11 protein-coding genes and 1 tRNA gene are annotated in these 13,083 nt (G+C 39.7%); 2 read left to right on the plus strand and 10 right to left on the minus strand.

The window, feature by feature from the left end; all coding sequences use genetic code 11:
* Positions 1-9: 9 nt before the first annotated feature.
* Positions 10-1,038, minus strand: coding sequence for a phosphoserine phosphatase SerB (gene serB, locus H5092_RS01200; RefSeq protein WP_182732749.1), 1,029 nt, complete (start codon positions 1,036-1,038; stop codon positions 10-12).
* A 152-nt stretch (positions 1,039-1,190) separates the two neighbouring features.
* On the opposite strand from serB, the gene H5092_RS01205 reads away from it, so the two are divergent.
* The gene (locus H5092_RS01205; RefSeq protein WP_002958772.1) at positions 1,191-1,811 is read left to right on the plus strand and encodes an AhpA/YtjB family protein; all 621 of its coding nucleotides are present in this window, start codon (positions 1,191-1,193) and stop codon (positions 1,809-1,811) included.
* Here H5092_RS01205 and H5092_RS01210 read toward each other — a convergent pair.
* The 5 genes from H5092_RS01210 to H5092_RS01230 all read right to left on the minus strand — a co-directional run bounded on the left by H5092_RS01210 (position 1,778) and on the right by H5092_RS01230 (position 7,393).
* Positions 1,778-2,545, minus strand: a complete 768-nt coding sequence (locus H5092_RS01210) for a TatD family hydrolase (RefSeq protein ID WP_182732750.1) — start codon at positions 2,543-2,545, stop codon at positions 1,778-1,780. The two genes, H5092_RS01205 and H5092_RS01210, sit on opposite strands and share 34 nt — an antisense overlap.
* 21 nt (positions 2,546-2,566) lie before the next feature.
* Entirely contained in the window at positions 2,567-3,205 is a 639-nt protein-coding gene (gene pdxH / locus H5092_RS01215; RefSeq protein ID WP_002958774.1) for a pyridoxamine 5'-phosphate oxidase, read from the minus strand.
* Between the two features lie 299 nt (positions 3,206-3,504).
* Entirely contained in the window at positions 3,505-5,247 is a 1,743-nt protein-coding gene (gene argS, locus H5092_RS01220) for an arginine--tRNA ligase (protein WP_002958775.1), read from the minus strand.
* Positions 5,248-5,307: 60 nt separating this feature from the next.
* Positions 5,308-6,897, minus strand: coding sequence for a peptide chain release factor 3 (prfC, locus tag H5092_RS01225; RefSeq protein ID WP_002958776.1), 1,590 nt, complete (start codon positions 6,895-6,897; stop codon positions 5,308-5,310).
* Positions 6,898-7,189: 292 nt separating this feature from the next.
* Positions 7,190-7,393 carry a multidrug transporter gene (locus tag H5092_RS01230; protein ID WP_310735991.1) on the minus strand — a complete coding sequence of 68 codons (204 nt, stop codon included), beginning with the start codon at positions 7,391-7,393 and terminating at the stop codon, positions 7,190-7,192.
* 242 nt (positions 7,394-7,635) lie between these two features.
* Here H5092_RS01230 and H5092_RS01235 point away from each other — a divergent pair, with 242 nt between their 5' ends.
* Positions 7,636-10,302 carry an ATP-binding protein gene (locus H5092_RS01235; RefSeq protein WP_182732751.1) on the plus strand — a complete coding sequence of 889 codons (2,667 nt, stop codon included), beginning with the start codon at positions 7,636-7,638 and terminating at the stop codon, positions 10,300-10,302.
* A 73-nt stretch (positions 10,303-10,375) separates the two neighbouring features.
* Here the strand turns inward: H5092_RS01235 and rimI are convergent, their stop codons facing one another.
* The 4 genes from rimI to guaA all read right to left on the minus strand — a co-directional run bounded on the left by rimI (position 10,376) and on the right by guaA (position 13,009).
* Positions 10,376-10,843 carry a ribosomal protein S18-alanine N-acetyltransferase gene (gene rimI / locus H5092_RS01240; protein ID WP_024596083.1) on the minus strand — a complete coding sequence of 156 codons (468 nt, stop codon included), beginning with the start codon at positions 10,841-10,843 and terminating at the stop codon, positions 10,376-10,378.
* Positions 10,830-11,135 (minus strand): hypothetical protein, encoded by a 306-nt coding sequence (locus H5092_RS01245; RefSeq protein WP_182732752.1) that lies wholly within the window; start codon positions 11,133-11,135, stop codon positions 10,830-10,832. The genes rimI and H5092_RS01245 overlap by 14 nt, the downstream gene beginning before the upstream one ends.
* Before the next feature lie 64 nt (positions 11,136-11,199).
* Positions 11,200-11,276, minus strand: a tRNA-Trp gene (locus H5092_RS01250).
* Positions 11,277-11,431: 155 nt separating this feature from the next.
* Positions 11,432-13,009, minus strand: a complete 1,578-nt coding sequence (gene guaA, locus H5092_RS01255; RefSeq protein ID WP_002958782.1) for a glutamine-hydrolyzing GMP synthase — start codon at positions 13,007-13,009, stop codon at positions 11,432-11,434.
* Positions 13,010-13,083 lie beyond the last annotated feature (74 nt).

A 13,083-nucleotide genomic window follows, 5' to 3' on the forward strand; every position in this document is an offset into this window, starting at 1 on the left:
TAATTTATTTTAAAGTGTTGGTTGTTTTTCTAACGGAATAGCCAACATATACAACAATTGCAATAATGACCCTTCACAAATAGCCGCTTGTGCTTGCTCAACCACTTTAGGCTTACCATGTACGGCCACACCTAGGCCAGCTTTTGCCATCATGACTAGATCATTTGCGCCATCCCCAATAGCTACAGTTTGTGCTTTTTTAAGCCCTAGCTTTTGCTGAAGCACCTCTAATACGACCGCTTTTTGCTGCGCATCGACAATCGTGCCCAGTACTTTACCTGTTAGCTTGTCGTCTTTAAATTCGAGCACATTAGCGTGCACTTCATCTAAATTAATCAGCTCTTGTACACGCTCTGCAAAAGGCACAAAACCACCTGAGGCAATCGCCAAATACCAGTTATGTTGCTTTAAAATTTGGCACAGTATTTTAATACCAGGCATCAATGGTAATGAACTTTTCAGTTCTTCAATTAAGCTTTTTTCAATACCTTCAAGCTTAGCTACACGCTGATGTAAACTCTCACTAAAATCAAGTTTACCCGCCATTGCAAGTGCAGTTACAGAAGCAACTTCATCGTATACGTTCGCAAGGCGTGCTATTTCGTCTATGCACTCAATAGTTATAGCAGTTGAATCCATATCCATAACCAATAAACCAGGCTCATATAAATTAGGCGGCGTAGCAACTTGCACTAATTGACAATCAAGCGTGTTTGAAAATTCTTGTAGTACTAACGGGTTTATAGTTTTATCTGCATTTTGCGCGTAAAAACACAGTGCTGGTGCAAGCCCTAAATCAGGTTGGTATTGGCATATAGCGGTGACGTTTTGGTTATGTGTCGCTAAAAAGTCAACAATACTGGCAATGTGTTTTTCTGCAAAATCACCTGCAAATGCGATGCTAAATAACCCTAATGCTTTGTTTGGAATATAATCGAGAGGTGTAGATACACCACCACTATAGCTAAACCATTTATTTAGAGTTAAGTGTTGTAATGGTTGCTCAGCAGCTTGCTGTGCCATGTTGATTTGCGACATGGGATCTCCGTGTTTATTTTTATTTTCCTGATAGTTGGCATCTCAAAACTGCTATTCTCAACACTAAATTCGCCATCAGGTGGGATTTAAGGTTATAGTTAGTGTAGTTGTAACATCAAATCAAAATGCTGTCAGTAGCATAAACGGTGACTATGAAAAATAACCATATTAAAAACCCTATAAGCGCATCCCAAAGAAAGCGGCTCGTTCGCTTAATTCTTGCGGCTGGCTGTTTTGTATTACTAAGCTGGGTGGGTGTTAATAGTAGTTTTCAGAGTCACCAGTTACTTTACGATAGCGCCGACAGCACCGCCAAAAGCCTCACTCAGTTTATGGCTTTAAATGTTAAAACACCTTTAATCGAAAAAAACAAACCCCAGCTCAATGCAATTTGTAACGATATAAGTAAAGATGAGTTCGTGCTTTCGGCCACTATTTACGATCAACAGGGTATTTTATTAGCCAGTAGCGACAATTGGCAGTCGCACCATGTTTATGGTCAACTTTCTGATTCTACCCCCGGAATAAGTAAGTTAAAAACACCTTTTATGGAACCTGTTATAAGCGATGATGACCGCCCTATAGGTTTTGTATCTATTACTTATTTAACTCGCGCTGCAATATCCGACAGCCATAATCATTTTCATGACTTAGGCAGGCAGGTTTTATTAATGCTAGTGATTGCTTGTATATTTACGTGGCAGTTAGGCCGCGGATTAAAGCGCTGGCAGGTAAATCGTTATATGCAAAAAACATCTGAACAAGAATCATAAAGTTGCTTTGCAAGCGTCTCTTTTTCGCTGTGTGGCTTTAAATCACATAGTGCGTCAAACACATCAGGTATATGCAATGGCGTGTTAACCTCCCCTTGGTAGCCACTTAACGGCATTGAAGGTGAATCTGTTTCAAGCACTAAGTGCTCGGGCTCAATAGCGGTAATAACAGCACGGGTTTTAGCTGCACGTTGATAGGTAATAACACCGCCTACGCCAAGCTTAAAGCCCTGTTTGATATAATACTTCGCTTGTTGGATTGAACCTGAAAATGCATGAATCACTCCCCCATTTTTTGGCTTACAACGTTTAAACGCTTGCGCAATTAAATCATGGCTTTGCCTGTGATGTACAATGAGCGGTAAGCTTAGCTCATTAGAAAGCCCTATTTGCTGTTCAAATAAATAAGTTTGTTTAGAGAGGTTTTCAATGCTTCTATCAAGCCCACACTCACCAATGGCCACTAACTGATGCTTATTTGTAGTTGCAAACTCGAATAACGCTTCTATGTGCAATTCTTTATGTTGATCTAAGAAGTAAGGATGTAGCCCTGCCGCTATTTTTATACTTGGATAGGTTGCTTTGAGCTTTATAAGAGTATGCGATTGAGCAAGCGTAATACCCGGTACAACAAACTGATTAACTCCCTTTGCGACACACTCGGTTATGAGCGATTCACGACTTGAATCAAACTCACTAAAATCGAGGTGGCAATGAGAGTCAATAAATTGCACGGTTACTTACTCATCTATTTATTAAGGATTTAAGCGTGTAATTTGCCAGCTGTTATCTGCTTGGCGCTGATACATAAAACGGTCATGTAAACGATGCGCCCCACCTTGCCAAAACTCAATTTTAGTGGGCACTACACAATAACCGCCCCAAAAATCAGGTAATGGAATTTCACCTTTAGCAAACTTGTTTTTCATATTAGCAAAGGTTTCCATTAGTACTTTACGTGATGACACCGGACGACTTTGCGCTGATGCCCACGCTGCTAATTGGCTTTCTTTAGGACGAGATAAAAAGTACTTTGCCACAGCAGAAGTTGGTAACGGTTTAGCCTCGCCATAAACAATAACTTGGCGTTCCATGTGATGCCACGGAAAGTGCAAGGAAATTTTGTTATTGCCTTTAAGCTCCTGCGCTTTACGCGAACCTGTATTGGTAAAAAATACAAAGCCGTTATCATCCAGGTGCTTTAAAAGCACTATACGCTGTGAAGGCTGACCGGTTTCATCAACAGTTGCTACAACCATCGCTGTTGGATCGGGTAATTGGCTTGCTACAGCATGCTCAAGCCATGTTTCAAACTGCTTGAATGGGTCATCTTGCAAGTTATCTTCGCTTAACGCGTCTTGCAGGTATTCACGGCGGATATCTTCGAGTTTCATAACAAATCCTTTAAATAAAGACTTAGAAAAGAGCTTAGAGTAGCGAGCTTAAAACAATAGATATTGAGTAATAACAAGTATCGAGTCTCAGGTATATACGATAGAAATAGCACCGAGTCTCGGGTGTATCGTTGGGTTTCGTTTCACTCAACCCAACCTACAATGTAAAACATTGCATCTGCAAGTGTAGAAGTGCTGACAAGACGGAGTGCTTTTTTATGCCAAGGAGCATACATTTAGTATGTGACTTAGGCTAAAAAAGCACGACAACGCAGTCAAAACGAACTACACGCAGCAGATTACATTTGCTCCATGACTTCAATGCCTAACAGATCTAATCCCGTTTCTAATGTTCTTGAAACCAAATTACACAACACTAAACGGCTATCGCGCACGCTTGGCTCTACGCCTTCTTTAAGTACTGGGCAGGCTTCGTAAAATGTCATGTATAAGCTTGCAAGCTCGTATAAGTAACCACATAGTACGTGCGGTGTTGCTTCGCTGATCATTAAATCAAGTACTTCTTCGAGCTGTAGTAGCTTAAGTGCAAGTGCTTTTTCTTGAGGCTCAACAATTGCAACGTCTGAATTTAATGTAGCAGCATCAACGCCTGATTTGCGGAAAATACTGCGTACGCGTGTATAAGCATATTGTAAGTAAGGAGCGGTTGCGCCTTCAAAACTTAGCATGCTGTCCCAGTTAAAAATGTAATCACTGGTACGGTGCTTAGAAAGGTCGGCATATTTAACTGCGCCAATACCTACTTTACGGGCAATTTCGCTGCGATCGCTATCACTTAAATCAGACTCACGTTCAGCTAATTTTGCTGCTGCGCGGTTAATTGACTCTTCTAATAAATCAGCAAGTTTTACTGTGCCGCCAGTACGTGTTTTAAATGGTTTATTATCGGCGCCCATCATGGTGCCAAACGGGCAAAACTCGTAGCTTGTTTCGTCTCTTAATAAACCAGCTTTACGCGCTGTTAGCTCTACTTGGTTAAAGTGTAGATTTTGACGTGCATCTACAAAAATTAAGATGCGATCAGCACCTAATTTATTTGAACGGTAGTCACATGCCGCTAAGTCTGTTGTTGCATATAAAAAACCACCGCCAGATTTTTGTACGATAAAGGCTGATGGCTCGCCATCTTTATTAGCTAGCTCATCTAAAAACACCACTTGCGCGCCTTGCGACTCTACGGCAATGTTTTTATCTTTAAGTAGACTAATAATATCGTTAAGCTCTGCATTGTATGCGCTTTCAGCCATAATATCGGCTTGCGTAAGCGTTACATTTAAACGCTTGTATACTTCTTCAGAGTGTTTAACTGAGGTGGCTATAAATAGTTTCCAAAGTTTTTCACAATGCGCATCGCCGCCTTGTAATTTAACAACGTAGTCACGTGCTTTATCTGCAAAGCCTTCTTCGTCGTCAAAGCGTTTTTTAGCATCGCGGTAAAAAGTTTCTAAATCAGCAAGCGCAACAGTATCTAAGTCAACGCCTTGACTAATTTGATCTTCTAAATGCGCGATTAACATACCAAATTGCGTGCCCCAATCACCCATGTGATTTTGACGTACAACCGTATCGCCTCTAAATTCAAGCGCACGTACAATTGAGTCACCAATAATAGTTGAACGTAAATGACCTACGTGCATTTCTTTAGCTAGGTTTGGTGATGAATAATCAACAACTACTTTTTGTGGCTTAGCGTGCTCGTTTACAGCTAGTTTTGCATCATTGTTAGCCGCTTTCACGCTTTGCGCTAAAAACTCAGGCTTTAAATGAATATTAATAAAACCTGGACCCGCAATTTCAGTCTTTTGTGCAATATCGCTTACATCAAGGTTATCAATAATTTTTTGTGCAAGCTCACGCGGGTTGCTTTTCATTTTTTTAGCTGCGCCCATGGCTGCATTAATTTGGTAATCACCAAATTGTGGACGCGTGCTTTGCGTTACTGCCGGGTTTGTATCTTCAGGTAAGCCTGCACCGACCATAGCTGCAATGGCTTTTTCAATTAAAATAGTACGAATATTCATATTTTTTTACCTTTATAAACCCGCCAAAGCAGGTTTTCTTTTAATTCTTGTAAATGAGCTCTAGTTTTCGCGTGTATGGCTAAACGTTACTTCTGGGTAACGCTCGACCGATAAGTTAAGGTTTACACGGCTCGGCGCAATGTAAGTTAAGTTATCACCGCCATCGAGTGCTAAATTGCTTTCGCATTTACGTTTAAATTCTTCAAACTTTTTAACGTCATCACTGCTTACCCAGCGTGCCGTATTCACGTTTACGCCTTCATAAATAGCATCAACGTTATATTCTGCTTTTAAACGCGCTACAACCACATCAAACTGAAGTACGCCTACCGCGCCTACTATTAAGTCGTTATTAATAAGTGGTCTAAATACCTGTACAGCACCTTCTTCAGAAAGCTGTACTAAACCTTTTAACAATTGCTTTTGCTTAAGCGGATCGCGAAGGCGAATACGACGAAATAGTTCAGGGGCGAAGTTAGGAATACCACTAAATTTAAGTTTTTCGCCTTGCGTGAACGTATCACCAATTTGAATTGTACCGTGGTTATGCAAGCCAATAATGTCGCCAGCGAAAGCATCTGCGGCACGTTCACGATCGCCCGCCATAAAGGTTACCGCATCAGAAATGCTCACTTGCTTGCCAATTCGCACGTGATTCATTTTCATGCCTTGGCTGTACTTACCCGATACAATACGCATAAATGCAATACGGTCACGGTGTTTAGGGTCCATGTTGGCCTGAATTTTAAATACAAACCCGGTAAAGTTTTCTTCAGTTGCAACAATTAGTCTATCTTCGGTTTCACGTGGTAATGGCGTTGGCGCCCACTTAGTTAAACCATCTAACACGTGATCAACACCAAAGTTACCAAGTGCGGTACCGTAATAAACTGGCGAAAGCTCACCGGCTAAAAACAAATCTAAATCAAATTCGTTTGATGCACCAATAACAAGCTCAAGCTCATCACGTAACTGCGCAGCTAAGTCTTCACCAATGGCAATATCTAACTCTGGATTATCAAGGCCTTTAATTGTGCGAACATCTTGAATTTTATGACCTTGGCCCGTTTTATATAAAACAGCTTCATCATTATGAATGTGATAAACACCTTTGAATTCTTTACCACAACCAATTGGCCAAGTAATGGGTGCACAGGCAATATTTAGCTCTGTTTCAACTTCGTCCAGCACTTCCATTGGGTCGCGAATATCACGGTCACATTTGTTCATAAACGTAACAATAGGTGTGGTACGCAGGCGTGTAACTTCCATTAGCTTACGGGTACGGTCTTCTACACCTTTAGCCGCATCAATAACCATTAAGCACGAATCTACTGCTGTTAATGTACGGTACGTATCTTCAGAGAAATCTTCGTGTCCTGGCGTATCAAGTAAATTAACAAGTGCGTCGTTATATGGAAATTGCATTACAGACGTAGTAACTGATATACCACGCTCTTTTTCCATTTCCATCCAGTCAGATTTAGCATGCTGGTTAGAGCCGCGACCTTTTACAGTACCAGCTCTTTGAATAGCTTGTCCGAATAACAATACTTTTTCGGTAATCGTTGTTTTACCAGCATCCGGGTGAGAGATGATAGCAAAGGTCCTTCGCTTGCTGATTTCATTGATAATAGTCTGGTCTGCCATTGATAAATTCTTTTAGTTTATATGCGGGGTTGAATGCATTTTAATAAGCGTCTGCGAGTAAACCCGTTATGTTGATCGTAATTAACTGCTATTCTCGCTGATTTTCACGTTGCAAACAGCTGATAATAAAGCGTCAATAGTTGATTTTTTAATAATGGCAATTGTAACAGGAGTCGGTATAAAAGTGTGCTATCTACTTAAAAATATCTTAGCTTTAAAATAAATGTGTACAGCAAGCAATATTTAAACGACCTACAATTTGCTCGTAGATCGTTTAAATAAAAATGAGTAGTTACTTAACAACATCAATAGTAGGTACAACGGACATTCCAACACGTAGTTGACTAAGTAAAGGCTGCTTAGCATCTAAACTAATCTTTACCGGTAGGCGCTGCGCTATTTTAGTAAAGTTGCCTGTTGCATTATGCTCACCAATAGTGGAGTAACTTACACCACTTGCTGGACTTAGACTGTCAACGTGTCCTTTTAATGTCACGCCTGGCAATGCATCAACTTTAGTTATTGACTTTAAAAGATGTAAAACTATGTAAGTTTTTAAACACTGAATTAATATTATTCAGTGTAATTTGTTAAATTTATATAACTTAAACAGAAAAAAAGAGCTAAAGATCATGCAACTAATGATTGTAATTTAGCCACCAAGACCGCTATAAGCTTGTGTAATCAGGTCGTAACGCATATTATTGGCAGATTGCATGGAGGATAAGTCGTTTGGTCATGAAAACCAGTAAGTTAAGTATAAGATTATTATGGTATATAACACCTCTTGTTATTCTGCCACTGCTATTTTTAGGTGGCTTTACGCTCACCAATGTCACTAATTCAACACAAAAACAAGCTGATTTAATAATGAGCCGTTTTGTTGAGCAACAACAGCAAAAAATATTCAACTATATCGACTCTTTTCACTCTACTGCAAAACTACTTTCAAATTCGCCAGTACTTAGTGACTTTTTAGCAAACGATATTAGTGCCAACGGTAATTACACCCGAAAACTTGGCGCGCTTATGGATGTATTTGCCAGTTACAGCGAAGCTTATCCAGATATAATTAGCATTAATTTAGTTTCAGCAAGTGGGAAAAGTGATGCCTACTACTCTAATAACCTAACAACAGCGCCTAAAAGCTATCCATTTTTTAATCGAGTATTGCAAAGTAATTTAAGTACACAGCAATTTATGATTCAAAAGGACGATGGCACCACGAGCTTATATTTCATTCAACGAATTGACAGCGTTGATTACTACTTGAAACGTCCACAGCAGCTTGGTTTTATTGTAATACATATAGAGCCTTCAATACTCAACTCCAGTATTTTAGAAGCGCCATATAACAACACACTTAATTTAATGTTGACCAAAGACGGGAAAATTTTATTTAGCTCCGACTACAACATGCGCGGCCAATACATAAGCGAATATGAACTTAACCAAGTACATGATCTTGCCGATATAGGCATGCTTTCTACCATTGAACTCTCAAGCATAGATAAAATAGAGCGAATGATTTTTGCCGTACAAATGCCCGGTGGATATTATTACGTTTCAACCATTCCCAAAGGTGTGCTTTATCAATCTGGTAAAGCCATAAGCCTAATAACAGGCTTAATTGTTATTATTTCGATAATCACCCTGCCAATATTAATTTTTATAGTGGTACGTAATTTATTACTTAACCCAATTGAATTATTAGGTGCTGCAAGCCACCGTGTTGGTGATGGCGATTTGTCGGTGCACTTACCAGCTCATACAAATGACGAAGTGGGTGTTTTGTTTAACGACTTTAACCACATGGTTAATCAAATTAGACACTACCAGCAGCAGCTTGAAGAATATAAACATCACCTTGAAGATAAAGTAGAAAGTCGTACTAAAGCACTTGAAGCCATGAACAGCCAACTAGAGCTTGCAATTGGCCAAGCCGAGCAAGCTAATCAGCTTAAAAGTCGTTTTTTAGCTAATATGAGTCACGAAATACGAACGCCACTTACGGCTATTATGGGCTTTACAGAGCAATTACTCCACAACGACAAAGTAGCCAACGACAAACAACATCTAAGCACTATTTTACGTAATTCAAAACACTTACTAGAGTTAATAAATAATATACTCGACTTATCTAAAATTGAAGCTGAAAAGCTAGCTGTCGATTTGTCTGCGTTAAACGTAGTGCAGCTTGTGCATGACATTGAATCGATTATTCAACCACTGGCACAAGAAAAACAATTAACCCTTAATATTGATTACCAACTGCCGCTACCTCGCACCATTTATAGTGATGTGACCCGCTTAAAACAAATACTTATAAATATTGCAAATAACGCTGTTAAATTTACCGAAAATGGCAGTGTGTCTATTTGCGTGCATTATTTACAAGCAAGTCAAAAGCTAGAATTTGTAATTAAAGATACCGGCATTGGTATGTCTGAGCATCAAATAGAGCGTGTGTTTAAACCGTTTGAGCAAGCCGATGCCACAACCACACGTCGTTTTGGTGGTACAGGCCTTGGGTTGTGTATTTCTAAAAATTTAGCACTGTTACTTGGTGGCGATGTAACGCTTGAAAGTGAAGTTGGCGTTGGTAGCCGCTTTACAATTAGGGTGTCGTGTCAGTTATCTGATGATCAACCAATGCTTGAGTTTTTAACGCAAGAAAGCCAGTTAATACCAGAGAAAGACCCTCTCTTATCGTTTGCGACCAATAACTTTGAGGCTAATATTTTAGTCGCTGAGGATAACCCTGATAACCAACTATTAATTAAATTATTACTGCAAACTTGGGGCCTTGAACCCGATATTGCTAGTAATGGCGCACAAGCTGTAGAAATGGCACTCGTTAATGACTATCAGCTTATTATAATGGATATGCAAATGCCTGTAATGGGCGGATTAGAAGCGACTAAAATGCTTCGTCATGCAGCATACGATGGCCCCATTATTGCCCTTACTGCTAATGTAATGAACCACGATATAGGCACTTACCTAGAAGCTGGCTGCAACAAAGCACTCGCTAAACCCATTGATAAAGATGCTCTGGAAAATGTACTCGTAAGCTACCTACATCTTGAAAAGGATAATCAAAATAAGTGGGACAGCTTATTAAAAAGCGAAAAGTTTCAGCAAATTACTGATAACTATTTAGCCAACTTACCTACTTATTTAGAAGAAGTTAAAACTCTGCAACATTGTAATGACTGGGAAGCATTAAAAAGTATAGCGCACAGTATTAAAGGTAGTTCTGGGTGCTTTAATTTTGATGAAATTTATCACAGCGCTGCGGCACTTGAAGAAAATTTAAAAAGTAACAATAAAGTGCCAAGAGACGAGCTGGTAAATAAATTAATAGCAGCCATTGAGCAAGCAATTAGTGGCAAAGTAACCTAAAAGAAAACTTACAAAATAGTACAAGTTCGGTGCGTTAGTGCTCTATGCTTAAAACGCTAACCACCGACTTTAATTATGAAAAGTTTAAACCTAATGCCATGCCCATTAAAATAGCGTCTTCAAAGCCATTTTTGGCCGGATTATCACTTGGATAGTAGTTTTTACGCACTGACATCTCTGTAAAGCCAGCGTTCTCGTATAGCGCAATAGCCCGCGTATTAGATTCGCGTACTTCTAAAAAGAGGTTTTCAGCATTTTGCTGTTCACCATATTCAATAAACTGGGCTAACAACTGCCTTGCAATACCCTTACCCTGGTGGCTTGGTGTTACACAAATATCCATAAGCGTAAAATCAGGCCCTGCTTTTTCACCAATATAAAAACCAATCATGCTCATCTCATCAAATGCGGCAACATTAAAATAGCGCCCACCTATACATGAACTCATTGTATTTAAAGTCCACGGATGGCTATGACATGCTGTTTCGATGGCCATTAATTGAGGTATTGCAGTTTCATCTACTGATTTAAAGTTTATCAAGGTGTTCACTCATTAAAGCCCATAAAGCACGCTTCTCAGAGGCGGTAAGCTGTGGGGTTGGCAATGTAAGCTGATTGTCGTTTAATTGCATCTCACTACCCTGTACAACGCTATTTACAATAATAGCCCCTGCACTGAGCTTAATGTCTGCAAATAGTTGCTCATTTATCGTTAAAGAACTAGCTGTCGTGCTTTGCGATAAAGTATCTGCTTGGTCATTTGCTTGAGAACAATAATGCTGATTGAGTTCAAGATTTTCTATATCAAAAATAGCTGCGTAACGTGGATGCATAACAACTCAGTAGATTAGACATTTGAACAATATAAGAAGTAATAAAAACGATGTAAAGAAGAAATGGCAGGGGCGGAGAGATTCGAACTCCCAACCATCGGTTTTGGAGACCGCTGTTCTACCAATTGGAACTACGCCCCTGCAATGACGACGAATTATAGAGAAGTTTCGCCAAAGGTAAAGAGAAAAATCACTCTTTTAGTTCAACTGCTTTTTAAATAAACAAAACGGCGAATTAGCATGCTAATTCGCCGTTTTTTAATCACTTAAAATTAGTTAATTAAAACTAAAATTAATTATTCCCATTCGATAGTTGCAGGTGGTTTACCTGAAATATCGTAAACAACACGAGAAATACCATCAATTTCGTTAATGATACGGTTTGAAACCACACCTAAAAACTCATATGGTAAATGTGACCAGCGTGCTGTCATAAAGTCGATTGTTTCTACACAACGAAGTGATACAACCCAATCGTACTTACGTGCATCGCCCATAACCCCTACCGATTTAACTGGTAAGAATACAGTAAACGCTTGACTTACTTTATGGTAAAGCTCAGCTTTGTGTAGCTCTTCGATGAAAATCGCATCTGCGCGGCGTAGTAAATCACAGTACTCTTTTTTGATTTCGCCAAGTACACGTACACCTAAGCCTGGTCCAGGGAAAGGATGACGGTAAAGCATGTCGTACGGTAAACCAAGTTCTAGACCAATTTTACGCACTTCATCTTTGAATAATTCACGCAATGGCTCAACAAGGCCCATTTTCATGTCATCTGGTAATCCGCCCACATTGTGGTGAGATTTAATAACATGCGCTTTACCTGTGGCAGATGCCGCAGATTCAATAACGTCAGGATAAATTGTACCTTGCGCTAACCATTTCGCATTTTTAAGCTTTTTGGCTTGCTCATCAAATACATTAATAAACGTGTGACCAATGGCTTTACGTTTATCTTCTGGGTCTGACTTACCAGCTAAATCATTTAAAAACTGCTCTTCAGCTTCAACTTTAACAATGTTTAAGCCAAATTTATTACCAAACATGTCCATAACTTGCTGACCTTCGTTTAAACGAAGTAAACCATTATCAACAAATACACATGTTAGCTTTGCGCCAATTGCACGGTGAATAAGCATAGCCACAACTGATGAATCAACACCACCAGATAGACCTAAAATAACTTCGTCATCACCTACAGTTTCTTTAATACGCTCAATAGCATCATCGATGATTTTTGCAGGAGTCCATAATTTTTCACAGCCACAAATATCAATAGCGAAACGCTCAAGCAAACGTAACCCTTGATGAGTATGCGTTACTTCTGGGTGAAATTGTACGCCGTAAAAACGCTTTTCTTCGTTAGACATTGCAGCATGTGGACAAGTAGATGTTTTAGCTGTTGTTGTAAAATCAGCTGGAATGTCCATTACTTTATCGCCATGACTCATCCATACGTCAAGTATGCCGTTGCCGCCATCAGTAATATGGTCTTCAATTGCATCAAATAATGCACAGCTGCCTACTTTTTCAACTTGTGCGTAGCCAAACTCTTTTTTATCAGAGCTGTGTACACTTCCGCCAAGTTGAGCTGCCATTGTTTGCATGCCGTAGCAAATACCTAGCACAGGCACGCCTGCATTAAATACATACTCAGGAGCGCGCGGGCTGTTTTCAAGTGTTGTTGATTCTGGACCACCAGAAAGAATAATACCTTGTGGGTTGAACTCGCGGATTTGCTCTTCAGTCACATCCCATGCCCAAAGTTCACAGTAAACACCAATTTCACGCACACGACGGGCGATTAATTGAGTGTATTGTGAACCAAAGTCTAAAATGAGAATTCGTGAATCGTGAATATCTTTGCTCATGGAGTATCTCGTAAAGTCTGATGCTAAATGCCGTTTGTTAATGTAAACGACTAAAAAGAGGGCTTGCAAAGCAA

This window comes from Pseudoalteromonas sp. SR41-7 (assembly GCF_014163935.1).
GTDB classification, from domain to species: domain Bacteria; phylum Pseudomonadota; class Gammaproteobacteria; order Enterobacterales; family Alteromonadaceae; genus Pseudoalteromonas; species Pseudoalteromonas distincta.